We start from the raw sequence: 24886 nt of genomic DNA on the forward strand, positions 1-24886 counted from the left end.
TCGTGAATCGGGTTCGATCGAGCAGGACGCCGACGTGGTACTTTTCGTGTTCCGTGAGGAATATTACGTTAAGAACCTCGAGCCTCGCGATGAGTTCGACCCTAAGTATGAAGAGTGGAAGCAGCACTTTGAAAAAGTAAAGGGCACCGCTGACGTTATTGTTGCCAAGCAGCGTCACGGACCAACGGGTACAGTTAAGCTCGCCTTCCAGGCCGAGTTCACGCGATTTGCAGATTTGGCCGAGGGATCTTATATCCCGGAGCAGTATGAATAAATCCGAATGTTCCTTTTGGTCGCAATTCCGAACGGAAAACCGCTAAGCACTTTTCCCGGAATTGCTTGTATCCCGGAGCAATATGAATAGTTTTTCCAATCTTAGAGAGCGTGCTTGATGGCCAAAGCACGCATTCAGTTCATCTGCCAGAATTGCGGCGCGGTTCATACGCGCTGGGCTGGCAAGTGCGACGGCTGCGGCGAGTGGAATACACTCGTCGAAGAAGGCACCAATAGTGGCATTGGCTCCGGCCCTGGCTCCATGCTTTCAAAGCGCAAGGGCCGCGCCGTTGCCCTCACCTCTTTGTCTGGCGAAATCGAAGATGCGCCGCGCATCATTTCCGGTATCAGCGAACTTGATCGCGTAACTGGCGGTGGCTTCGTCCGTGGTTCGGCTATCCTGATTGGTGGCGATCCCGGCATCGGCAAGTCAACGCTGTTGACACAGGCGGCGGCAGCTCTCGCTAATCGCGGGCACCGAATCGTCTATGTATCCGGCGAAGAAGCCGTCGCGCAGATACGTCTACGTGCACAACGTTTAGGCGTTGCGTCTTCTTCGGTAGAACTGGCCGCCGAAACCAATGTCGAAGATATTCTTGCCACCGTTTCTGATGGCAAGCGACCTGATCTCGTTATCATCGACTCAATCCAGACGCTCTGGACTGACATGGCAGATTCCGCACCCGGTACAGTGACGCAGGTGCGTTCCTCTGCTCAAGCAATGATCCGCTATGCCAAGCAGACAGGTGCTGCGGTCGTCCTCGTTGGCCACGTCACCAAAGAAGGGCAGATCGCCGGCCCGCGCGTGGTTGAACACATGGTCGATGGCGTTCTCTATTTTGAAGGTGAAGGCGGACACCAGTACCGCATTCTACGCACGGTCAAGAACCGTTTCGGCCCGACCGATGAAATCGGCGTTTTTGAGATGTCGGATGGCGGCTTGCGCGAAGTCTCCAATCCCTCTGAACTGTTCCTTGGTGAGCGCAACGAAAAGTCGCCTGGAGCTGCTGTTTTTGCAGGCATGGAAGGCACGCGCCCGGTTCTGGTCGAGATACAGGCACTCGTGTCCCCCTCTTCGCTCGGTACACCGCGCCGTGCGGTTGTGGGCTGGGATGGAAGCCGTCTCGCGATGATTTTGGCGGTTCTCGAATCACATTGCGGCGTGCGTTTTGGCCAGCATGATGTCTATCTCAATGTGGCGGGTGGCTATCGCATCAGCGAGCCAGCGGCGGATATTGCCGTGGCTGCAGCGCTTGTTTCATCCATTGCAGGTATTGCCCTGCCCGCAGATAGTGTTTATTTCGGCGAAATCAGCCTTTCTGGTGCTGTTCGTGCGGTTTCGCATGCAGTACAGAGACTGAAGGAAGCCGAAAAGCTCGGTTTCCGGCAATCAGTAGTGCCGGGCGGAAGCAGCGAACTCTGGAAAGACCGCAACTTCGGCCTCGTAGAAACTACGGCGCTACCCGATCTTGTTGCGCGTATCGCTGCATCGGGACCGGGTAAGAAGTAAGTTTCATCTGCGACCATAAGGTTGCAGATCATTGAATTTAATGAGATTTAACAGCGGAAGGTTTCGTCAACTTTCCGCTGTTATGCTCAGCCAAGTTTGACTGCCCCGCAGGCGAAAAAGCCACGCTGCGTATAAATTAAGGACAGGCCAGAATGCCGATTACGTTACTTGATGGAATTCTACTCGGAATAACGCTGGTTTCGGCCGTTCTTGCGATGGTCCGTGGTTTTTCGCGTGAAGTGCTTTCGCTGGTCTCATGGGCAGCAGCAGCCGCCGCTGCGTATCTTTTCTATAAGCCGGTTCTGCCGTACCTTCAGCCCTATATCAACAACGAAACAATCGCCAAGATTGCAGCCGCCGGTGCGGTTTTCCTTGTGGTTCTGATCGTTGTTTCGCTGATTACCATGAAGATCGCTGATTTCATCATCGACAGTCGCATCGGTGCACTCGATAGGACGCTCGGCTTCTTGTTCGGCGCTGCACGCGGTGTTCTTCTCGTTGTTGTCGCGATGTTGTTCTTCAACTGGCTGGTGCCAACCGGCCAACCTGCGTGGGTGAGCAACGCAAAATCCAAGCCAATGCTTGATTCCTTTGGCCAGCAGCTGATCGATCTTTTGCCTGCGGACCCAGAAGCGGCCATCAAGCAGTTTAAGCCAGGCCAGGAAGGTCAGGCACCTGCAACTGGCCAGCCAAATGGCCAGACAGGCGATCAGACGGAAGCACCTGTACCGGACGATACACCGGCTGCAAACTGATCTTGAACCACCTTTTTTGAAACCGGTATGCCTAGCGCTGCCGGTTTCATCTGTTTTCAGCCTCAATCCATCCTTATATTGAGAGCTGAAAATGACGCAGGTGAAACGGACCGCTTTTAAAGTGACGCCTTTTCCTGTAAATACCGCTTTTAACAAACCGCAATCGAAAGGCCTTGCGGACGATGTTCCAACAATCGCATGACGAAACTTCCTTTATGCTGGACGATGATACGTTGCATGAAGAGTGTGGTGTATTTGGTATTCTCGGCCATGAGGACGCGGCAGCGCTGACAGCGCTTGGTCTGCACGCCCTTCAGCATCGCGGACAGGAAGCCGCCGGTATTGTTTCCTACCACAACCGCCGCTTCCATTCGGAGCGCCATATGGGGCTGGTTGGAGATCACTTCACCGATGCTTCGACGCTCAATCGTTTGCCCGGCGATCGCGCCATCGGCCATGTGCGTTATTCCACCACCGGCGAAACAATCCTGCGTAATGTGCAGCCACTTTTCGCAGAGCTGGAAGTTGGCGGCATCGCCATTGCGCATAACGGCAATTTCACCAATGGCATTACGCTGCGCAAGCAGCTGATCGCGTCCGGTGCCATTTTCCAGGCAACATCGGACACCGAAGTTGTGCTGCATATGATCGCTCGTTCGCGTCAAGCTTCCTCGAGCGCGCGTTTTGTCGATGCAATCCGTCAGGTCGAAGGCGGTTATGCCATGCTGGCGCTTACGCGCACGAAGCTGATTGCGGCGCGCGACCCGGTTGGCATTCGTCCCCTCGTCATGGGCGAACTCGACGGAAAACCGATCTTCTGCTCGGAAACCTGTGCTCTCGACATTATCGGCGCGAAATATATTCGCGACGTGGAAAACGGCGAAGTCATCATCTGTGAAATCCAGAAAGATGGTTCGATCACGACTGACTGCATCAAGGCCGAAAATCCGCAACCGGAACGCCTTTGCTTGTTTGAATATGTCTACTTCGCACGTCCTGACTCGGTTGTTGGCGGTCGCAGCGTTTATGTTGCGCGCAAGAACATGGGCATGGAACTGGCGAAAGAATCGCCAATCGAAGCTGACGTGGTTGTTCCTGTGCCGGATGGCGGCACACCTGCGGCCCTTGGTTTTGCACAGGCCAGCGGCATTCCGTTTGAATATGGTATCATCCGTAATCACTATGTCGGTCGTACCTTCATCGAGCCGACGCAGCAAATCCGTGCGCTTGGCGTTAAGCTCAAGCACTCCGCCAATCGTGCGATGATCGAAGGCAAGCGCGTCGTTCTGGTGGATGATTCCATCGTGCGTGGAACCACTTCGGTCAAGATCGTTCAGATGATCCGCGATGCAGGTGCCAAGGAAGTGCATATTCGCGTTGCAAGCCCGATGATCTTCCATCCAGACTTCTACGGCATCGACACACCGGACGGTGATAAGCTGCTGGCGAACCAGTATGACAGTCTCGAAGCGATGTGCCGCTATATCGGTGCAGATTCGCTGGAATTCCTGTCAATCGATGGACTTTATCAGGCTGTTGGCGGACAACCTCGTGATCCGAAGGCGCCCGCCTTCACCGATCACTACTTCACGGGTGAATATCCAACCCGTCTTGTCGATCAGGAAGGCGAAAGCAACGTTCACACGTTGTCGCTTCTCGCTTCTAACGGCTGATCGATAGTCTTCACGCAGGCGGCTCAAAAGGCCGCCTGTTTCATGTTCCAGCACGAAATTGGGGGTAGAATGACAACTGACCTTAAGGGCGACCTTACGGGCCGTATTGCCTTGGTAACAGGTGCATCACGCGGCATTGGATATTTTCTTTCGCTAGAGCTTGCAAAGCGCGGCGCTCATGTGATCGCCGTTGCACGTACTGTTGGCGGTTTGGAAGAACTTGACGACGAAATTCGTAAGATCGGTGGCACCAGCACGCTCGTTCCGCTCGATATTACCGATATGGAAGCGATTGATCGTCTCGGCGGCTCCATTCATGAGCGCTGGGGTAAACTCGATATTCTGGTTGCAAATGCTGGCGTCCTTGGCACGATTTCCCCCATCGGCCATGTCGAAGCCAAGACATTTGACAAGGTTATGAATGTCAACGTGACCAGCGTATGGCGCCTCATCCGCACCACAGACCCGCTGCTGCGTGCATCTGATGCTGGACGTGCAATCCTGCTCTCATCAGGTGTTGCTCACTCCTGCCGCGCATTCTGGGGTCCTTATGCTGCCTCCAAAGCCGCAGTCGAAGTGATGGCGCGTTGCTGGGCGGAAGAAGCCAAGCAGATGAAGCTCAAAGTCAACTCAGTTAATCCGGGCGCAACCCGCACCGCCATGCGTGCGCAGGCAATGCCGGGAGAAGATCCGGAAACTTTGCCAACACCACAGTCAGTCGCCGAGAAGATCGTCAAACTAGCCGATCCGAACCTTGATGTTACCGGCAAGCTTTACGATGTGCGTCAGGATCGCTTCCTCGACTATCATATGCCGTCCTGATTTTTGCAGATCCGGCCTTGCACAAAGCCAAGGCCGGACTTATCCTTTCTAGAGCATTTCCTGTTTTGATTGAGTCATTGGAAATGCTCTATCTATTTGTTTCTACCCGCATCTTTTTCCGAAAACCGCTTCGCACTTTTCGGGATGCGCTCTAAATATTCCGCTCCTGCCGACCTTTCCGGCCCATTTTTAAAGCGGACCTTCCCCCTCACCAGACAATACTGTTCCTTCGCGCGCTTGTGCACGCGTACATTCCCATTCTACTGGAGGACCAATGTCTCACGATTATCAGCGCTTTATCATTATCAGTGGCGGACCCGGATCAGGTAAAAGCACACTCATTGATGCTTTGGAGAAACAGGGCTTCGCACGCAGTGTCGAAGCAGGTCGCGCCATTATTCAGCATCAGGTAGAAATCAGCGGGAAAGCACTGCCATGGGCAGATCGCGCCTTGTTTGCGGAACTGATGCTTTCATGGGAGATGCGCTCTTACGATCTTGCCAGCAACAACGAAGGGCCGGTGTTCTTTGATCGCGGTGTGCCTGATGTTATCGGCTATCTCACGCTTTGTGGATTGCCGGTGCCTGAACACATTCGGCAAGCAGCGTCCACGATTCGATATAACAGAATGGTGTTTCTCGCGCCGCCATGGTCAGAGATTTTTGGTCAGGACGCCGAGCGCAAACAGGACTTCGATGAGGCGAAACGCACATTTGATGCGATGGAGCAGACATATCAGCAGTTTGGATATGAAATCGCGCTCCTGCCGAAATCAACGGTTCAGGAGCGCGCAAATTTTATTCTCCAAAACTTACCGTCAGACGTCTTCTGACGGCTCGTTTTCATGAGCGGCCTTCTTATCGGCTGCTTCACGACGGTTCCATGCCAGCAGACTAAGCGGCAGAAAGGCAACATAGGCTAGCGCTGTCAGTGTCAGCGTGTGCCATGTGAAGCTCATCAGAAATGCCACATAAATCACCACCATGAGGATCAGCGGCATGACGATGTCGCGGCGCACGAGGCTACCGGCGGACTTGCCGTTATAAACCGGCAAGCGGCTGACCAGCAGGAAAGCAATGGCAACTGTGTAGATCGCAACACCGAAAGCCAGCCCCTTGCTTGGTGTCAGCCCAAGGAAGCCGAGATAGACGGGCAACAGAACCAACATGGCGCCTGCTGGTGCAGGCACGCCGATGAAGTAATTGCTCTGCCATGCAGGGCGGTTCGGGTCTTCCAGCATCACGTTGAAACGGGCAAGACGCAGGCAGCAGGCAATGGCGTAAAGCAGCGCCGCAATCCAGCCGAAGGAACGCGCCTGATCAAGTACGAAAACATAAAGCACCAATGCCGGCGCGACGCCAAAATTGACGATATCGGCCAGCGAATCCATCTGCTCACCGAATTTCGACGAGCCTTTCATCATGCGGGCGACGCGGCCATCAATACCGTCGAGAAACGCCGCAATCAGCACCATCGTTACTGCGAGTTCAAAGCGGTGCTCAAATGCCAGACGAATGCCAGTCAGGCCTGCACAGATGGCAAGAACCGTGATGACATTCGGAATTACGATGCGCAGAGGAATCTGCGACAGTCTTGGGCCGCGGGATGAATCCACGCGGCCATTAGGCTCGAAGGGTGGGAATGGTGTTTCCATCGGCTCAGGCGATCCGCACCACAGGTTCAACGCGTTCGCTACCGAATTCAGCAAGAACCGTTTCGCCAGCCACAGCGGTTTGGCCGACAGCAACGCGAACCGATGCACCGGCTGGCAGATAGACATCAACGCGTGAGCCGAAACGGATCAGGCCGAAGCGTTCACCGACCGAGAGATTGTCGCTTTCGCGTGACCAGCAGACGATACGGCGGGCAACCAGACCTGCGATTTGTACAACGCCGACCTTGCCGTTTGAACTGTCGATGAGAACGGAATTGCGCTCGTTTTCGGTGCTGGCCTTATCAAGTTCTGCATTGAGGAACTTGCCCGGGCGATGAAAGATCTTCTCGATACGACCTCGCACTGGCGCACGATTGATGTGAACGGAAAACACGTTCATGAACACAGACACGCGCATAAGCGGCTCTGCGCCGAGATCCAGTTCCGCTGGCGGCACTGCGGGGCCAACAAAAGAAACCTTGCCATCAGCCGGGCTGATCACAAGATCGTCGGCGATTGGCGTCACACGCTCAGGATCGCGGTAGAAATAAATGCACCAGATGGTCAGAACGAGACCAATCCAGAACAGCGGGTTCCACAGCCAGCCCAGAATGAGCGAAACCACGAAGAAGCCCGCGATGAACGGATAACCTTCACGATGGATCGGCACGAAAGTGTTGCGAATGGTATCAGACAGGCTCATCGTTTTTCCTTCTGGAACGCGGCAAGTCTCGCCGACACACCATGCGTTCTAGTGAATTATATGCGCACCGCTTTGCCGAAAATCTCCCCTGATCGACGGCACGATGCGACGCTTGGCCCGGTTTTACCTCATCCCGCTTAAAATCGAAACGTATTTCGCAATTTATTCACGACTGTCAGGGTTCGTGATCATATACTAATCCAAAGCACTAAAATGCTGAGCATCAAGCTTTGAGAAATTCATCTACGCTCAGGCCTGACCAAACACCTATGAGAAAAGGTCACAGGTGTTTGGTTTAACAAGCGATTGTTTACTCAGCAGCAGGCGCACCACGCGTGACGACGCCCATGTCGTCACTTTCGCGGACTTGACGCAGGCGTTCTTCTGCCTCATCAGCCTCACGCTGACGGTTCCACATCGAAGCATAAAGACCGTCCTGCTTCAGAAGCGCCCTATGCGTACCACGTTCGGCAATCAGCCCTTCCTTCAGCACGATGATTTCGTCCGCACCAATAACCGTCGACAAACGATGCGCGATCACCAGTGTTGTGCGGCCACGGCTGACGATATCGAGCGCCAACTGAATTTCTTGCTCGGTCGCTGTATCGAGCGCCGATGTAGCCTCATCCAGAATAAGAATTGGTGGTGCTTTCAGGATCGTACGAGCAATTGCCACGCGCTGCTTTTCACCGCCTGAAAGCTTCAAGCCGCGTTCGCCGACCATCGCCTGATAGCCTTCCGGCAGATGTTTGATAAAGCCGGAAATCTGCGCCATTTCGGCTGCCTTTTCCACTTCCTGATCGCTCGCATCGGTGCGACCATAACGAATGTTATAGGCTATCGTGTCATTGAAGAGCACAGTATCCTGCGGGACCATACCGATGACTTTGCGCAGGCTCTCCTGCGTTACATCGCGCACATCCTGCCCATCAATCGTCACCGAACCGGACTGAACGTCATAGAAGCGGAACAGAAGACGCGAGATCGTGGATTTACCTGCACCTGACGGGCCGACAATCGCCACCGTCTTACCCGCCGGCACTTCAAAGCTGACACCTTTGAGGATCGGACGGTTGGCGTCATAGGCGAAATGCACATCGTTGAAGCGGATTGCGCCTTTGTCCACATCAAGCGGTTCGGCGCTTGGCTTGTCCTGCACTTCCTGCTGTACATCGAGAAGGTCGAACATCTGCTCAATGTCAGTCAGGCCCTGACGGATTTCACGATAGATGAAACCGATGAAGTTGAGCGGAATGGAAAGCTGCATCAACATCGCGTTGATGAATACGAAGTCACCAAGCGACTGCGTACCCGCCTGCACTTCGCGCGCCGACATCACCATGACAATGGCCATACCGACACCGAAAATCACAGCCTGACCAAAGTTCAGCCAGCCGAGCGAAGTCCAGGTTTTGGTCGCGGCATCTTCATAGCGCGCCATAGACGCATCGAAGCGCTTGGCTTCCATCGTCTCATTGCCGAAATATTTGACCGTCTCGAAGTTGAGTAGCGAATCGATGGCCTTGGTGTTGGCATCTGTGTCGGAATCATTCATCTCACGACGAATATTGATGCGCCAGTCACTCGCCTTGATCGTGAACCACGTATAGGCCCATACGGTTGCAGCAACCACCAGCAGGTAGGAAAAGCCATAGGCGAAGGCGAAAATCACCGCCGTCAGCGCAAACTCTAGAATGGTCGGCAACGTGTTGAGAATCGTGAAACGAACGATCGTTTCAATGCCCTTGGTGCCGCGCTCGATCACACGCGAGAGACCACCCGTGCGCCGCTCCAGATGGAAGCGGAGCGAAAGCTGGTGCATATGCACGAAGGTTTTATAGGCAAGCTGACGCACGGCATATTGGCCGACACTGGCAAACAGCGCATCGCGAAGCTGATTGAGTCCCGCCTGAATAATCTTGGCCGCATTATAGGCGAGCACCAGCATGACCGCGCCGGTAAGGATCAGCGGAATGTAATCGGGCGCTGAAAGCTGTCCGTTCAGTGCATTCGTCACCCATTTGAAGAAATAGGGAACAAGGATCAGAACGATCTTGGAAATCACCAGATAGAACGTCGCCCAAACCACGCGCATGCGCAGATCAGGGCGTTCAGATGGCCACATATAGGGCCAAAGATTTCGCAATGTTTTGAACGTTTCGCCGGAATCGGCAGAAACAGTTTTGGGGGAACTCATGATGTTTCTTTCAAATCAGACAGTTTTTTCGCAGCAGCCATTTCGAAAGACTGCGAGATGCGAACGAATGATGGACAATTGCTGCCAGTTGACGCTGTAGCGTGAAGTCTGGCGGTCGGGCCGATAGTCGATAAGGCCGGCCTGTACGAGAACCTTGAGATGCTGCGATACCGTGGACTGAGCAAGGTCGAGACGGCCGACAATATCCTTGCAGCAGCAGGCATCTTCAAGAATCAGCTGCCGGAGAATGTGAATGCGAACGGGATGACCGAGCGCTGCATAAATACGCGCCGCAAGGTCGTCATCTAAGCCCGGAAAAACATCGGACATTGTCTCGAGTGAAATATTCATCGTAAATCGACGATATACGATTATACTCAAAAAGGCAAGATAACGCAGCATCCTTTCTAAAAGACACTGCGTTCACAAAACAGATATTGCCGATTTATATCAGTTTGCGGAATCCTGCAGTCGGCGCTGCACTTCGTCATCACCGAGCGGCTGTTGTGGCATTACAAAGACCTGTCCCGGCAAAATCAGGTCAGGATTACGGATCTGATCGCGGTTCGCGAGATAGATCGTCGTGTATCGTGTACCCTGACCATATGTTCGCTTCGAAATCGTCCAGAGATTATCACCCTTGCGGATGATCACAGAGCCTTCCACCTTCTGCAAAGGTGTGGCGCTGGCTGCTTCTCCCGCACTGGAGTTCTGATCGCCAGTTCCCGAAGCAACAGCCGAAACATTTTCGCCAGCTTCTCGGCGGAAAGGCACGCGCGCTGTGGCAATCACACGAGAAGAGCTATTGAGAAGATCAGCACGAATAATGTAGTCGCCCACTGCGAGCGGCTTCTGGCTCTGCACCAGAAAACGACCTTCCGGCGAAATCGGGCTGGCACCAAGCATGATATCATTGGCGTTCACAACAACGCTGTTACCATCCTTCAGACCATTGGCCTTACCTGCAACAAAGACCCTATCGCCTTCAATCTCGACAGCCTCGATGGCAATCGGCGCATCGGGATCAGGCTTAGCCTGCGGCGCGGTTTCGGTAGGAGCTGCATCCGGCGCGGTTGAAGCGGTCGTTTGCTGAGCTGGGACTTCTGGCTTGGTGATCAGGCGACTGGCCTGGCCCGGCTCTTCAACCAGCGCCAATACCTGGCCCTTGCTGTTATCGGGAACGGAAACAATCGCAGTTTGCGCAGAGGTTGCAACATTGCCGCCCTCACCGCCAGCACGCAGCACCAGCTGGTGATCGCCCGGTTCAAGCGGCTGATCGAGAACGATAGCGAAGTCGCCGTTTTCACCGGCCTTAGCCGTCCCCAGCACCTTGGAACCGGAAATGATTTCGATGGCGGCATTCGCAGCAGCCTGACCGGCAATTACGACAGAACCATCTGTTTCTACACGCAGAATATCGAAGACCGGAACTTTCGCTTCTTTCGGCGCTTCTTTTGCTGCCTCTGGCGCAGGCTGTTCAGTCAATTGCTGCGGCTGAGCATCCGCTGGTTTTTCTGGCTCTTGTGTTGCAGCGGGCGTTTGCGTCTCAGCAGACTTTGGCAAACTGCCGGTTTCAGGAGCCTTTGCAGCAATGCCCGAATCCGACGTAACAGCCTGCTCTTTCAGCGAATTCCAATAATATGCACCCCCGCCAAGAACGAGGACGAGAAGAACACCGATAACCCCATATCTATAGTTTTGCATTCGGCCCGAAACCCACAAGAGATAAATTAACCTCCGGGTTTATCGCTTTTTTCTGCACCTCACAAGAAGTTGAGCCGAATTGCGAGCGCTATCCGAATGATTATTGCTGTGAAATTACTCTTCCTTGCAGCTGATCGGCTTTTCCTGTTCCGGATCATCCATCAGATTATACAAATCGGCAGTTTCACCTTTGGTCCACCAGACGTAAATCCCGCCCGCATATTTAGCACCGGAACCGGAAAGGACGTTGGCTGCGATGACCGTGTTATCTTCCATTTCAAGCTCAACAAGCGAGTTATCACCCGCATTATAATAGGTTGCAGAAACATTCTGATCACCGCATTTGTAGAGCACTGAATTTACAGTCACATCAATATCGTCAGGGAGCTGGATCGTGATCTCACCTGCCGATGCATTCGATGCAGCCAGCGAAAGACCTGCCAACAAAATCCATTTCTTCATGCCATCGAACTCCCTGTCAAAATTTTACCTTTCCAGAGTTATAGGTCTGGCTTGAAAAGTCTAGCCAAAGCTTGACGCTCAAACGCCAAAGGCGCACAAGAAATCATGTCTGAGATTCGATCCATTTGTGTTTATTGCGGCTCTTCAACGGGCTTAAATCCAATCTATCGTGAAGCAGGTCTGACGCTCGGTCGTTCCCTTGCAGAACACGGCATTCGCCTTGTTTATGGCGGCGGCACACGCGGCATTATGGGCGCGGTTGCGCAGGGTGTGATGGAAGCTGGTGGCGAAGTCACCGGCATCATCCCGACCTTCCTGCTCGACAAAGAAGCGAGCCTTGAAAAGGCGCAGGAGCTGACTGAACTCATCATCGTCGGCGACATGCACGAACGCAAGCATCTGATGTTCCAGAAGTCCGACGCTTTCGTCACCCTTCCCGGCGGTATTGGCACGGTTGAAGAAATCGTGGAAATGATGACATGGGCGCAGCTTGGCAAGCATCGCAAGCCGATGGTCTTCGCCAATATCAACAATTTCTGGCAGCCAATGCTCACATTGCTTGAGCACATGACAAATGAGGGCTTCCTGCACACCGCGCATCAGGTGAAGCCGCTGGTGATCGATCAGGCGAAAGATATCGTGCCTGCAATCCTCGCTGCCAATGGCAAAGCCCATGAAGGCGATCCAAAAATCATCGAAAAAATGTAATCACCGCACTGAACTATTATGCGTGATTGAAGAATGAGGGCGGAGCGATCCGCCCTTCATTATATCCGGGAGGGCTTGATGAAAACGATTGGACTGATTGGTGGGATGAGCTGGGAAAGCTCGCAGGAATATTATCGCATCATCAATCAGGAAGTCCGTGCGAGACTAGGCGGCACGCATTCGGCCAAGAGCCTGATGTGGTCGATGGATTTTGGTGAAATCGAGCACCTCCAGCATCAGGGCAAATGGGACGAACTGACCAAGTTGATGGTCGGGGCCGCGCAGAACCTTGAAAAAGGCGGTGCGGATTTCATCCTCATCTGCACCAACACCATGCATAAAATGGCCGCTGATATTGAACACGCCACGTCGATCCCGCTTGTGCATATTGCAGACCCGACAGCCGAAAAGATCAAGGCCCAAGGCCTCACCAAAGTCGGCCTTCTCGGCACAGCCTTCACGATGGAGCAGGATTTCTACAAAGGCCGCCTCGCCTCCAGGCACGGGCTTGAAGTTTTGACGCCCGACGATGCCGACCGCAAAACCGTGCATGACATCATCTATCAGGAACTGGTGGTTGGCGAAGTGCGCGATGCCTCACGCGAAAAATACCGCGCGGTCATCCAACGCCTCGTCGAGCGCGGTTCCGAGGCCATCATCCTCGGCTGCACTGAAATCATGCTGCTGATTGGCCAAGAAGACAGCCCCGTACCAGTGTTTGACACGACACGGCTACATGCAGTGGCAGCGGTTGATTGGGCGTTGAAAAGTTAACCACTGAAATCTTCTTACAAAGACTTGCATTAGGTCCTTGCTCAATTAAGCTATACTTGGGGTAGCTTAAATAATTGCGGGGCTAAAAAAGTGAACATCCAAGACGAAATAGCAAATATCGAAAACGAGAACGTTTCCTCACCTTCTCAAATTCCCTTTACTTTGTTTCAGCGCCCAGAACTAAAAACATCAAATTTATGGATCGATAGCCCCAGTCATACCGGACAAAAAGGGGCCTCCAAACCATTTGAATTTCAGTTCAGAAGTCCTGATTTAGTGACTGTTGTAGTTATTCATTTAGAAAACTATTCTTCCCACGATAAATTTGATGTGACTTGGACCAGCTTAGATGGCGGTAGTGTTACCCAATCTTATTCACCTAACGAAGACAAGCTAACATTTGAACCAAATGAGTTGATATCGAAATTTACATTTCGCCCCCCCACCAAATTATTCCCAGGTAAAAAAATAGTTTCGGTGTTAGCTGAAGGCTTGGACTATGAGACATTGGCAGCAACTCTAAAGTCCCATAACCGCATCTCCATGTGGAAACAAAACGTAATTGCCCAAACAAACCAAAAAAATAAAGAGTTTCTTGACATACAGAGTAATATTGAGAAACAAGAGCTAGCTAAAACTGAGGCACTTAGAGAGCAAGCAAGAAAAGATCTTAATAATAGAGAAAAATCTCTCATTAAGGCAAATCAAGAATATAAAGATGCCGCCAGTAAAACTACTAACGAGATGAATATATTAAGGGAGACGGCTGTAACAATTTCCGAAAAGCAGAACGAACTGAAAAAGCTGAAAGACGATATTAATCTTTTCCCTACAGAGCTAACAGCATTCGCAACTCAAGGAAATAAAACTGCAAGACACTACGGGCTACTTGCTGTAATACCGATGCTCGTAATTATTGGAATGGCTACTAATTTAATTTGGGGTGCGGATAATTTAAAAGATGCAGCATGGGGAAAACCACTATCCGAAGTGGTTGCAGCACTTGTCTCAAGGGGACCTTACGTTACATTATCACTAGCAACTATCGCCGCCTGCTATGGGCTCGCTCACTTCTTACTTTCTGAAATTGTAAAAATAAACCGCCAAAAACTTATCCTTAGCAAGCTTAGCATTATAGCGACAGACGTATCTAAAACTGCAGCCATTGACTTTCGTGAACTCAATGAAGAAGAATTGTTCGAGAAGAGGGTAGAGTTTAAAATGATCTTGCTTCGAGATCACTTAAAAACGCACATCTCTGACGATTTAAGTTTTAAGTTTCCGAGAATTCGCTTTTTGGAAAACAAGTTTTTTGGCACCGAAAAAGACAACTCTTAGAGAACATAACGAGTCCGAGTACTACTTCTTCACGAGCGTCGCCACGGCTTCGACATGTGGCGACCAGAGGAACTGGTCAATCGGTGTAACGCGGGTGATGCGGTAGCCGCCCTTCACCAGAATGGCGAGGTCACGGGCCAGCGTCACCGGGTTGCACGAGATCGCGACAACCTTCTCCACCTTGGATTTAGCCAGTTCCAGCGCCTGTTCTTCTGCACCCGCACGCGGCGGATCAAAAACGACCGCATTGTAAGGCAACAATTCTTTTGGCATCAACGGACGGCGGAAGAGGTCGCGGCGCTCGACCGAGACAGGCTTCAAACCCTGCACATGGCGCACACCGCGATCAAGTGCTGCCAGTGCCGGAGCATCGTTTTCAATCGCATGGACCGCGCTCTTTTCCGCAATGCGCAGTGCAAATGTGCCCACACCGCAGAACAGGTCTGCAACGCGCTTGGCCTTGCCCAGATGCGCCTGCACAAGCGATACCATCGCTTCTTCCGCATCGACCGTTGCCTGCAAGAAGCAACCCGGCGGAACCGGAACCGGCACCTTGCCAAAATGAATGACAGGCTTCTTTGGCTCAACGATGATTTCGCCTTCATGAGACAGACGCGCGAAATCCTTTTTCATCATAAGCGCGGTGAGCGCGCGGCGCTGCTCGTCGCTAAGTGTGCCGCAGCCACTTGCCGCCAGATCAAGGCCCGATGCGGTTACAGTTGCCGCCAGTTTGAACGGCTTGGAACCGGGTGCAATCAGCGCACCCACTTCGCGCAGATCATCAAGCCGTGAAATGATTTCCGGCACCGTGACGGCGCATTCGACAATATCAATGATCTCGTGGCTCTGGTGGCGGTTAAAGCCAAGCAGCACACCCTTTTCCGTCTTGCGCGCTGCAAAGGTTGCGCGGCGGCGCGACTGTGGCTGGCAAGCGACCAGCTCATCGACTTCAACCTCAAGCCCCCTGCCCTTTAAGGCAGAGACGACCAGTTCGCGCTTCCATGCGCGGTAAGGTTCGTCCTGCCAATGCTGCAAAGCGCAGCCACCGCAATCTTCAAAATGCTGGCAGGCTGGGTCCTGACGTTCAGCGGAGGTTTCGAGCAATGCCATCACTGTCGCACGGTTTTTGTCGCGCGCCACATTGGCCACCTCACCGGGCAGTGTGAAAGGCACAAAAAGCTGACCATCGGGAAGATTGGCGACGCCATCGCCGCCCGCACCCATCGAGCGGATTGTAATTTGCGTCGTCATTGGTCTTTCTTTCCTGCCAAGAGATATTCACGATTGCCGTCGCCGCCCTCAATGGGTGACGGGCAAAGGCCGAGCGCGCGCCAACCGGGCTGCGTCTCAAGCCATGATTTCAATTCTTCCGCAATGCGTTCGCCGTCTTTCGGGTCACGCAAAATGCCACCTTTGCCAATGGCTTCGCGCCCGGCTTCAAACTGCGGCTTTACGAGAAGCGCGCAGATAGCATCTTTTTGCGCCAAGGCCAATGCCGGTGGCAATGCGAGTTTTAATGAAATGAAGCTCACATCCGAAACAACGCAGCCAATATCGCGGCCATCAAGGTGGCTGAAATCCAGCGCACGGGCGTTGATGCCCTCTTTATTGGTGACACGCGGGTCATTGCGGAGGCTCTCGTGCAACTGGTCATGGCCGACATCAATGGCGATGACATGATTGCTGCCGCGCTCCAGAAGCACTTGTGTAAAGCCGCCGGTCGATGCGCCAATATCAAGCGCGCTCACGCTCTTCACATCGAGATTGAAATAATCTAGTGCCGCGATAAGCTTCAGTGCGCCGCGCGAAACATAGGCGCTTGCGGGATCATCCACGCTTAGTTCTGCTGTACGCAGAACATTTTGCCCCGGCTTGGTGACGGGTTTGCCGTCAACCTTCACCGTGCCGCGCTGAATGGCGTCACGCGCACGCGAGCGCGTGGCGAACAACCCGCGGTCAACCAGCAACTGGTCGAGACGCGGGCGATTATCCGTCGATGCTTCGCTCATCAATTATGCGCGGAAAGGTGTCGCGATTTCTTCGCGGCCCAATGCTGCAAAGACCGTATGCACGATGCCAGCGCGATCAAGCCCGGCATTGGCATACATGACTTCCGGCTTAGCGTGATCCTGATAGGTATCTGGCAGGGTCAGCACACGCACCTTGAGGCCACGGTCCAGCAGACCATCGGTCGCCAGGAATTGCAGCACATGGGCAGCAAAGCCACCCGCAGCACCTTCTTCAATCGTGAGGAGCACTTCATGCTCACGCGCAAGACGACGGATGAGATCATGATCGAGCGGCTTGGCAAAACGAGCATCGGCAACCGTTGTAGAAAGGCCAGCAGCGGCCAATTCATCAGCAGCGCCCAAGCATTCCTGCAAGCGGGTGCCAAATGACAAAAGCGCCACCTTGGTGCCTTCGCGCACGATGCGGCCCTTGCCGATTTCCAGCACAGAGCCACGCTCCGGCAGTTCCACGCCGACACCATCGCCACGCGGATAGCGGAAGGAGATCGGGCCTTCGTCGTATTCCGCCGCCGTGCGCACCATATGGCGCAGTTCAGCTTCGTCAGAAGCAGCCATCACCACAAAGCCCGGAAGCGCCGCGAGGAAGCCGGTATCGAATGAACCCGCATGGGTTGGGCCATCGGCACCCACCAGACCCGCACGGTCGATTGGGAAACGCACGGGCAGGTTCTGGATCGACACATCATGCACGACCTGATCATAGCCGCGCTGGAGGAAGGTCGAATAGATCGCACAGAACGGCTTATAGCCTTCCGTTGCAAGGCCAGCGGCAAACGTCACCGCATGTTGCTCGGCAATGCCCACGTCAAAAGTGCGCTTCGGGAAGACCTCACCAAAAAGGTCGAGGCCGGTACCGGTTGGCATCGCCGCTGTAACCGCGACAATCTTGTCGTCGTGGCGGGCTTCTTCGATCAAGCTTGTGCCGAAAATCTTGGTATAGCTTGGTGCATTTGCCGGTGGCTTCGACTGCTTGCCGGTGATGACGTCGAACTTATTGACGCCATGATATTTGTCGGCAGCGGCTTCAGCAGGCGCATAGCCCTTGCCCTTTTGCGTCACTACATGGATCAGCACCGGGCCTTCCTGCGTGTCGCGGACGTTTTTCAGGACCGGCAGCAGATGATCGAGATTATGACCATCAATCGGGCCAACATAATAAAAGCCCAGCTCTTCAAACAGCGTGCCGCCGGTGAAAAAAGCCCGCGCATATTCTTCCGACTTGCGAGCCTTGTCCTGCAAAAACTTCGGCAGCTTCTTCGCAAGCTGCTTTGCGGTTTCGCGCAGCGTGCGATAGGTCTTGCCGGAAACAAGACGCGCCAGATAGGCGCTCATGGCACCTGTCGGCGGGGCAATCGACATATCATTATCATTGAGGATAACGACGAGGCGCGCGTCAAGCGCACCGGCATTGTTCATCGCTTCATAGGCCATGCCAGCCGACATGGAGCCATCACCGATGACGGCAATCACATTGCGTTTTTCGCCCGAAAGATCAGCCGCAACGGCCATGCCGAGACCGGCCGAAATGGAGGTCGAGGAATGCGCGGCACCGAATGGATCATATTCGCTCTCAGTGCGCTTGGTGAAACCAGACAGGCCGTTTTCCTGACGCAACGTACGGATGCGGTCGCGGCGTCCGGTCAGGATTTTGTGCGGGTATGCCTGATGGCCCACATCCCAGATGATACGGTCATGCGGTGTGTCAAAGACGTGATGCAGCGCGATGGTGAGTTCCACCACGCCAAGCCCCGCCCCGAGATGCCCGCCCGTCGTGGAGACTGCATCGACCAGTTCGGCGCGCAGTTCTTCCGCCAGCTTCGGCAAATCCTGTTCCGGCAATTCGCGCAAAGCATCAGGTGTTGGTGCCTTGTCGAGCAGCGGGGTTATGGGTCGGGACATTGCTTACCCTATCTATCCGGTTGGGTGTTTATGCGAGGTCGGTATATCAGTATCGGTTCCCAGATCAAGAAAAAGGAAACGCTAAGCCGTCAGAGCGAGACATCCTGTCCTATCCTGCATGTCTGTTATACAAGCTTTTTCACCCTTATTCTGGCAAAGGTATGAACTCTTCTTCATCGCCCGGCACAATATCAAAACGCCCGGTGCGCCATTCTTCCTTGGCCTGTTCGATGCGTTCTTTGGAAGACGAAACGAAGTTCCACCAGACATAACGTTTTGAGCCAAGCGCCGCGCCGCCGAACAGCATGAAATGCGCACCATCCGGCCCAGCCTGCACAACAATATCGTCGCCCGGACGAAATGCCAGCAGACGATCTGGAGGGAACACCTCGCCGCCAATGCCGACATTGCCGCGTAGCGTATAGATTGCGCGTTCTTCCGTTGTTGGTGGGATATGAAAGCGTCCGCCGGGCAGCACTTCAATATCCGCATAAAGCGTTTCGGCATGCTGGATAACCGGCGAGGAAACGCCATGCATCGAACCGATGATCAGCCGCCCGTTAAACTCGCGGTCCTGCATCAGTGGCAGATCAGGCCCATTGGTGTGATAGAACTGCGGATCAATTTCTTCGAGCGACTCAGGCAGCGCCAGCCATGTCTGCACACCAGAAATCGGCATTGGACCATTGCGCTCTTCTTCCGGCGACCGCTCGGAATGAACAATGCCACGACCTGCCGTCATGAGGTTCACATCACCCGGCTTGATCACCATTTCGGTGCCAAGACTGTCGCGATGGCGGATATGCCCATCAAAAAGATAAGTCACGGTGGAAAGCCCAATATGCGGATGCGGGCGCACATCAAGCGCATCGCCATCACGCAATATCGCAGGTCCCATACGGTCAAAGAAGATAAACGGACCGACCAGACGGCGCTTGACCGTTGGCAGAGCGCGGCGCACTTCCAGCCCGCCAATATCGCTCGTGCGCGGGAGAACCAACGTTTCAATGGCATCCACTGTCGTCTTGTCGCCAAGCACCGGATCAGGACAAGGAAAAAAACTCATAAAACCGCTACCAAATAAAGCGCACCGGCAAGCCGTTTGCCGGTGCGTGATGTAGAAAAATAAGACCGTATTAGCGATTGTGCAACAGGCGCGACAATTCGTTTGTGTCTGGCACCTGTCCGTTGGTCGTGAGCTTATCCACCAGCCCCGGAAGAACCTGCGATAGCTGATTAAGCAATTCCTGTTGATCAATCCCTGCATGAGCAGCGATTTCGCTCAACGTCTTCTGGCCGAGTGCATCTCCGAGCTGACCCGGTTCAATCTGATGATTGCTGCCCTGCCCAACCCAGGAATCCACCTTATCGCCAAGACCTGCCTGTTTGAGCTGATCGAGAAGACCGCCTAAGCCGCCGCCAAGCGGACCGGGAGCAGTCGGCGCGGAAGCTGCACCGCCACTTGCGAGCGCACCACCCAGCAAACCACCGAGGCCACCGAGAATACCGCCAAGTAGACCGCCACCGTTATCCGCCTGCTGAGGAGCAGACTGGTCTGGAATGGAAGCTGGCTGTTCAGGCTCCTCACTATGCCCTTTCAGCATCTTGCCGACCAGAAGCGCACCGAGCGCGATCAGAACCGGCTTGGCAAGGCTGCCGCCGGGGATCGGCGAATTGTTGGAATTGTCGTCATAACTTCCCATCACACGATACTCCCTGTTGGTCGCTGTGGTTTTCTCACACGCGATAAGTTAAGGTGAAATAAGTTTCCGCCTTTGACAAGCATTATACCTTGCCAAATCGAAACTATTGTGAAAATTTTCTAACTGTCTGATGCAAAAACTTATTTTCGCAATCGGAGATATTAGATGTCTGTAATAAGCTGGATTATATTAGGCTTGATTGCCGGCTTCATCGGCAGCAAAATCGTCAATAAAAGCGGTCAGGGGGTGTTTTTCGACATTGCTTTGGGCATTGTCGGAGCAATCGTTGGCGGCGTTCTTTCTTCCGCTCTTTTCGGTCGAGGCGTCACAGGCGCATTTGATCCAATGAGCCTGATCATTGCAATTATCGGTTCCATTATCGTCTTGTGGGCTTACCACAAGATCACCGGCAAGCGTTCCATCGGCTAACAAAACCAACTATAGTGCTTAGGCTCCGGTTCGCGCCGGAGCCTTTTTATGTTTAGCGTGGTTTCCGAATGAGCTTTATTGAGCCTTATATCGCCGCCTATGGCGCGCTGGCCCTTTTCGTCATCGTCTATTTCGAGTCTTTTGGCGCACCGCTTCCCGGTGAAAGCGCATTGATTGCAAGTTCGCTCTTAGCGCTGCATGGCACACTCAATATCGAGATGGTCATTCTGGCGGTGTTTGTTGGTGCGGTTTTAGGTGATTGTACCGGCTATGCGATTGGGCGCTTTGGCGGGCGCGCACTCATTCTGCGATACGGGCACTACGTGAAACTGACGCCGGAGCGTCTCGATAAATTCGAGAAAATGTTTGAGAGCAAGGGTATCTATGTGGTCGCGACAGCGCGCTTTGTCGTCCTGCTTAGACAATTAAACGGCATTGTCGCAGGTTCCATGAAAATGAACCCTATGCATTTTCTGGCTGCCAATGTGATTGGCGCTGCCGGTTGGACACTTGTCTGGGGACTAGGGCCCTATCTCCTGAGCGGCGTGCTTGCGCCCTACGCCGCCCAGCTCAAGGCGATGTTTTAAGTCTGAGATTTATTCAGCGTCGAGCGGTTCTGTACCCGCTGGCTGACCGTCACGGCCAACGCGAATTTTCTCGACCTTGTCTTCTGCAGATTTGAGCAGCGTATCGCAATGCTTCTTCAGCGCTTCGCCACGCTCATAGATGCGGATGGATTCTTCCAGCGGCACATCGCCCCGCTCCAGATCATCGACGATCTTCTCAAGCTGCTTCAAGGCATCCTCAAAGCTCATAACTGCAATGTCGGTGTTGGACGGTTCGGTTACCATGGTTTATCCTTTCAACAGCCGCGTAATATGAGAAGACGCGGACTGCGACAAGCCCTCAAGATCATATCCACCTTCAAGCACACTCACCAGTCGGTGATTGCAGAACCGTTCAGCACGTTCCATGAGCTTGCCCGTCGCCCAATCGAAATCCGATTCATCGAGATTGATCTCGGCAAGAGGATCGCGGAAATGCGCGTCGAAGCCAGCCGAAATAAGGATCAAATCTGGCCGGAAGTTGTCCAAAGCAGGCAATACACGACTATTAAATGCCTCGCGAAATTCCCGGCTGCCGGTATTGGGCGAAAGCGGAGCATTGACGATGTTACCGACCCCCACCTCATCTTTCCGGCCTGTGCCAGGAAAAAGCGGAAACTGGTGCGTCGAACAGTAAAGAACGCTCGGATCATCTTTGAAGATATCCTGCGTGCCGTTGCCATGATGCACGTCCCAATCAACTATTGCGATGCGTTCCGCACCATGATTGCGCTGCGCATGACGCGCTGCGATAGCAACATTGTTAAACAGGCAGAAGCCCATTGCCGTTGACAGCTCGGCATGATGACCGGGCGGGCGTGAAGCGACAAAGACGTTATCAGCTTTCCCGGAAAACACATCGTCTACGGCAGCATTTGCGCCACCAATGGCTAGCAATGCTGCTTCCCAGCTTTTCGGGCTCACATAGGTATCGACGCCAAGCTTGTTGATCGGTTGCGGCGCTTCCTCATCGTCTATGCCATCGGGAATTTGCTTACGGATTTCGTTGACATAGCTTTCAGGATGCGCGAACAGGATGGCATCTTCTGATGCCATCCGCGCTTCCACACGGTCGAGACGGTAGAAATCCGGCCCTTCCAGCTCGCTCATCAATGCACGAATGCGGTCGGGCCGCTCGGGATGTCCGGGCGGCACGATATGTTCAAGATAGGTAGGATGCCAGTAAAGCCGTGTTGTCATTGCGATCCTGTAGCATCTTTAGCCGACAACACTGTGTCAGATGATTTCGGTGCGGGCGATGTTTATGCCGAAACCTTCAAGACCAACATAGTGGCGCTCACGCGATGCCAGAAGCACGATCGATGTGATGCCCAGGTCTTTCAGAATCTGTGCGCCCAGACCGATCTGGCGCCATTCCTCTTCACGAGCAACGGCTTCCGCATGGGCTTCGTGTTCGCCAAGCAGCGCTTCACGCGCACGCGCGTCACGGTGATCTGCACGCACCCCGACAGAACCTTCGCGCAGATAAACCAGAACGCCACGGCCTTCCTTGCCCATACGCTTCATAATCGCGTCGAGATTGTTGCCGCTGCTGCCGAAAACATCGTTGATCACGTCTTCGCGGTGCAGACGGACAGGCACTTCTTCACCATCACGAATATCGCCAAAGACAACAGCGACATGCTGCATCGGTTCCCAAGGCAATTCGTAGGTATAGGCATGGGCTGGGCCTGCACAGGTTTTCACTGGCGCGTCGCTGATGCGCTTGACCAGCGTTTCTTTGCGCTGACGATAGGCGATGAGATCAGCTACCGTAACGCGATGCAGCGTGTGCTTTTCAGCAAATGCCGTCACATCAGGACCACGCATGACCGTGCCATCATCATTGATCAATTCGCAGATCACGCCAATTGGCGGGAGATTTGCGAGCTTGCAGAGGTCAACAGCTGCTTCCGTATGGCCGGAGCGCATCAACACACCGCCTTCGCGGGCGATCAGCGGGAAGATATGGCCGGGACGCACAAAATCCGAAGCACCTGCATTCGGGTTTGCGAGGTTGCGGACAGTGAGCGTGCGGTCTTCAGCCGAAATACCAGTGGTGGTGCCGTGGCGATAATCAACAGTGACCGTGAAAGCCGTTGTGTGAGCGGACTCATTTTCCGCTACCATCGGCGCCAGATTAAGACGCTTGGCTTCATCACGCGTCATTGGCGTGCAGACGATGCCCGACGTGTAACGAACGATGAAGGCCATCTTTTCCGGCGTGCAGTGAACGGCTGCAACGATCAGATCGCCTTCGTTCTCGCGCCCGTCATCATCCATGACCACAACAATTTCGCCACGCTCAAAAGCGCGCAGCGCATCAACGACCTGTTTCTGATTATAGCTCATTTCAGCCTCAATGGTTGTACCACAGCTTCAGTCGAAAACCGGCCCTCAGTTCCTGAAACTGAACTTTCTATTTTTTAGATACGTCCCGTCTGTCCACGATGGCGCAGATAGTGATCGGCAATTGCGCAAGCGACCATCGCTTCGCCAATCGGCACAGCGCGAATGCCCACGCAAGGATCGTGGCGTCCTTTGGTCATCACATCCACTTCTTTGCCGTCCTTATCAATGGATTTGCGTGGCGTCAGGATCGATGACGTCGGCTTCACTGCAAAGCGTGCCACCACGGGCGCACCCGTTGCAATACCACCAAGCACGCCGCCCGCCTGATTGGACAGGAACATCGGCTGACCATCATTACCGATACGCATTTCGTCGGCGTTTTCTTCGCCTGTTAGGCGTGCAGCCTCAAAGCCGTTGCCAATTTCGACGCCTTTCACGGCATTGATCGACATCAGCAGGCTGGCGATATCCTGATCAAGCTTACCGTAGATCGGTGCGCCAATGCCTGCAGGCACGCCATCTGCGACGATTTCAATAATCGCGCCGATGGAAGAGCCATTCTTACGGATGCCATCCAGATAGTCCGCGAAGACCTCCACAGAACCAGCATCCGGCGTGAAGAACGGGTTGTTATCGACTTCGTTCCAGTCCCAGCGCGAACGATCAATGTCGTGCACGCCCATCGAGACGAGCGCACCACGCACCTGCAAACCCGGAACAACCTTACGAGCAATTGCGCCAGCCGCAACGCGGGCTGCGGTTTCGCGTGCCGAGGAACGACCACCGCCGCGATAGTCGCGAATGCCGTATTTGACGTCGTAAGCATAATCGGCATGGCCCGGACGATACTGCTTTGCAATATCACCATAATCCTTGGAGCGCTGATCGGTGTTTTCGATCATCATCGAAATCGGCGTGCCGGTGGTGGTCATTGTGACGCCATCGTCGCCCAGAAGCACACCAGAAAGCACACGAACCTGATCCGGCTCGCGACGCTGGGTCGTATATTTCGACTGACCCGGCTTGCGCTTATCGAGATAGGACTGAATTTCGGCCTCGGTAAAGGTGATGCCGGGAGGGCAACCATCCACGACACAACCTAGCGCAATCCCATGGCTTTCGCCCCAGGTGGTTACGCGAAACAGATGACCGAAACTGTTATGAGACATGAGCTAAGCCTGATTACGGAGCGCCTTTGCCGGCAAGATATGGGCCGGTTTTATTGGCCTTTTGAGCAACGGTCAAATTATAGCTGGGATTAGCCACATACCGTTCGCAAAATTTCCATCGGATCA

General features: G+C 53.7%; 26 protein-coding genes. 11 read left to right on the forward strand and 15 right to left on the reverse strand.

Annotation, left to right across the window (positions count from 1 at the left end; genetic code table 11):
* The 6 genes from RT142_RS21915 to RT142_RS21940 all read left to right on the forward strand — a co-directional run.
* Positions 1-274 (forward strand): DnaB-like helicase C-terminal domain-containing protein (locus RT142_RS21915; protein ID WP_313031507.1); only part of this gene is annotated, 274 nt, incomplete at its 5' end.
* Positions 275-391: 117 nt separating this feature from the next.
* On the forward strand, positions 392-1783 hold the full coding sequence (gene radA, locus RT142_RS21920) for a DNA repair protein RadA (RefSeq protein WP_007873802.1): 1392 nt from the start codon (positions 392-394) through the stop codon (positions 1781-1783).
* 152 nt (positions 1784-1935) lie between these two features.
* Complete coding sequence (locus RT142_RS21925) at positions 1936-2538, forward strand: CvpA family protein (RefSeq protein ID WP_064320270.1); 603 nt, start codon at positions 1936-1938, stop codon at positions 2536-2538.
* 182 nt (positions 2539-2720) lie between these two features.
* On the forward strand, positions 2721-4211 hold the full coding sequence (purF, locus tag RT142_RS21930) for an amidophosphoribosyltransferase (protein ID WP_079211579.1): 1491 nt from the start codon (positions 2721-2723) through the stop codon (positions 4209-4211).
* A 69-nt stretch (positions 4212-4280) separates the two neighbouring features.
* Entirely contained in the window at positions 4281-5033 is a 753-nt protein-coding gene (locus tag RT142_RS21935; RefSeq protein WP_112813337.1) for an SDR family NAD(P)-dependent oxidoreductase, read from the forward strand.
* 274 nt (positions 5034-5307) lie between these two features.
* Positions 5308-5865, forward strand: coding sequence for an AAA family ATPase (locus tag RT142_RS21940; protein ID WP_112807021.1), 558 nt, complete (start codon positions 5308-5310; stop codon positions 5863-5865).
* Here RT142_RS21940 and pssA read toward each other — a convergent pair.
* The 6 genes from pssA to RT142_RS21970 form a co-directional block, all read right to left on the reverse strand.
* On the reverse strand, positions 5851-6687 hold the full coding sequence (gene pssA / locus RT142_RS21945) for a CDP-diacylglycerol--serine O-phosphatidyltransferase (RefSeq protein WP_007873797.1): 837 nt from the start codon (positions 6685-6687) through the stop codon (positions 5851-5853). The genes RT142_RS21940 and pssA overlap by 15 nt on opposite strands.
* A 4-nt stretch (positions 6688-6691) precedes the next feature.
* On the reverse strand, positions 6692-7390 hold the full coding sequence (locus RT142_RS21950; protein ID WP_105518243.1) for a phosphatidylserine decarboxylase: 699 nt from the start codon (positions 7388-7390) through the stop codon (positions 6692-6694).
* A 310-nt stretch (positions 7391-7700) separates the two neighbouring features.
* Complete coding sequence (locus RT142_RS21955; protein WP_313031515.1) at positions 7701-9587, reverse strand: ABC transporter ATP-binding protein/permease; 1887 nt, start codon at positions 9585-9587, stop codon at positions 7701-7703.
* Between the two features lie 15 nt (positions 9588-9602).
* Positions 9603-9938 carry a metalloregulator ArsR/SmtB family transcription factor gene (locus RT142_RS21960; protein ID WP_313031517.1) on the reverse strand — a complete coding sequence of 112 codons (336 nt, stop codon included), beginning with the start codon at positions 9936-9938 and terminating at the stop codon, positions 9603-9605.
* Positions 9939-10037: 99 nt separating this feature from the next.
* A complete protein-coding gene (locus tag RT142_RS21965; RefSeq protein WP_313031520.1) occupies positions 10038-11291 on the reverse strand; it encodes an Ig-like domain-containing protein in 1254 nt (417 codons plus the stop codon).
* Between the two features lie 114 nt (positions 11292-11405).
* Complete coding sequence (locus RT142_RS21970) at positions 11406-11753, reverse strand: MliC family protein (protein WP_007873786.1); 348 nt, start codon at positions 11751-11753, stop codon at positions 11406-11408.
* 105 nt (positions 11754-11858) lie between these two features.
* Between RT142_RS21970 and RT142_RS21975 the strand changes: the two genes are divergently transcribed.
* From RT142_RS21975 to RT142_RS21985, 3 genes are all read left to right on the forward strand, one after another.
* Complete coding sequence (locus RT142_RS21975) at positions 11859-12461, forward strand: TIGR00730 family Rossman fold protein (RefSeq protein ID WP_007873784.1); 603 nt, start codon at positions 11859-11861, stop codon at positions 12459-12461.
* A 78-nt stretch (positions 12462-12539) separates the two neighbouring features.
* Positions 12540-13235, forward strand: coding sequence for an aspartate/glutamate racemase family protein (locus tag RT142_RS21980; RefSeq protein WP_313031525.1), 696 nt, complete (start codon positions 12540-12542; stop codon positions 13233-13235).
* Between the two features lie 90 nt (positions 13236-13325).
* The gene (locus RT142_RS21985; RefSeq protein ID WP_313031528.1) at positions 13326-14573 is read left to right on the forward strand and encodes a hypothetical protein; all 1248 of its coding nucleotides are present in this window, start codon (positions 13326-13328) and stop codon (positions 14571-14573) included.
* Between the two features lie 21 nt (positions 14574-14594).
* Here RT142_RS21985 and RT142_RS21990 read toward each other — a convergent pair whose 3' ends face one another.
* From RT142_RS21990 to RT142_RS22010, 5 genes are all read right to left on the reverse strand, one after another.
* The gene (locus RT142_RS21990; protein ID WP_313031530.1) at positions 14595-15824 is read right to left on the reverse strand and encodes a class I SAM-dependent RNA methyltransferase; all 1230 of its coding nucleotides are present in this window, start codon (positions 15822-15824) and stop codon (positions 14595-14597) included.
* Positions 15821-16582, reverse strand: coding sequence for a TlyA family RNA methyltransferase (locus RT142_RS21995; protein WP_313031532.1), 762 nt, complete (start codon positions 16580-16582; stop codon positions 15821-15823). Before RT142_RS21995 ends, RT142_RS21990 begins: the two co-directional genes overlap by 4 nt.
* Positions 16583-16585: 3 nt before the next feature.
* Positions 16586-18502: a 1-deoxy-D-xylulose-5-phosphate synthase gene (dxs, locus tag RT142_RS22000; protein ID WP_112807035.1), complete on the reverse strand. Its 1917-nt coding sequence runs from the start codon at positions 18500-18502 to the stop codon at positions 16586-16588.
* A gap of 145 nt (positions 18503-18647) precedes the next feature.
* A complete protein-coding gene (locus RT142_RS22005; RefSeq protein ID WP_112807037.1) occupies positions 18648-19568 on the reverse strand; it encodes a pirin family protein in 921 nt (306 codons plus the stop codon).
* A gap of 70 nt (positions 19569-19638) precedes the next feature.
* Positions 19639-20205, reverse strand: a complete 567-nt coding sequence (locus RT142_RS22010; protein ID WP_064320254.1) for a YidB family protein — start codon at positions 20203-20205, stop codon at positions 19639-19641.
* A gap of 165 nt (positions 20206-20370) precedes the next feature.
* Between RT142_RS22010 and RT142_RS22015 the strand changes: the two genes are divergently transcribed.
* Both RT142_RS22015 and RT142_RS22020 read left to right on the forward strand, forming a co-directional pair.
* The gene (locus tag RT142_RS22015) at positions 20371-20634 is read left to right on the forward strand and encodes a GlsB/YeaQ/YmgE family stress response membrane protein (RefSeq protein ID WP_007873766.1); all 264 of its coding nucleotides are present in this window, start codon (positions 20371-20373) and stop codon (positions 20632-20634) included.
* 68 nt (positions 20635-20702) lie between these two features.
* Positions 20703-21221 (forward strand): DedA family protein, encoded by a 519-nt coding sequence (locus tag RT142_RS22020; protein WP_064320253.1) that lies wholly within the window; start codon positions 20703-20705, stop codon positions 21219-21221.
* A 9-nt stretch (positions 21222-21230) separates the two neighbouring features.
* On the opposite strand, the gene RT142_RS22025 is transcribed toward RT142_RS22020, so the two are convergent.
* From RT142_RS22025 to aroC, 4 genes are all read right to left on the reverse strand, one after another.
* Positions 21231-21485: an exodeoxyribonuclease VII small subunit gene (locus RT142_RS22025; RefSeq protein WP_112807039.1), complete on the reverse strand. Its 255-nt coding sequence runs from the start codon at positions 21483-21485 to the stop codon at positions 21231-21233.
* A gap of 3 nt (positions 21486-21488) precedes the next feature.
* Complete coding sequence (locus tag RT142_RS22030) at positions 21489-22439, reverse strand: histone deacetylase family protein (RefSeq protein WP_313031538.1); 951 nt, start codon at positions 22437-22439, stop codon at positions 21489-21491.
* A gap of 36 nt (positions 22440-22475) precedes the next feature.
* Positions 22476-23591, reverse strand: coding sequence for a 3,4-dihydroxy-2-butanone-4-phosphate synthase (gene ribB, locus RT142_RS22035; RefSeq protein ID WP_007873757.1), 1116 nt, complete (start codon positions 23589-23591; stop codon positions 22476-22478).
* A 74-nt stretch (positions 23592-23665) separates the two neighbouring features.
* Positions 23666-24760: a chorismate synthase gene (gene aroC, locus RT142_RS22040; RefSeq protein ID WP_007873754.1), complete on the reverse strand. Its 1095-nt coding sequence runs from the start codon at positions 24758-24760 to the stop codon at positions 23666-23668.
* Between the last annotated feature and the right edge of the window lie 126 nt (positions 24761-24886).

It is taken from the genome of Brucella sp. (genome assembly GCF_032066345.1).
GTDB classification, from domain to species: Bacteria; Pseudomonadota; Alphaproteobacteria; order Rhizobiales; family Rhizobiaceae; genus Brucella; species Brucella pseudogrignonensis.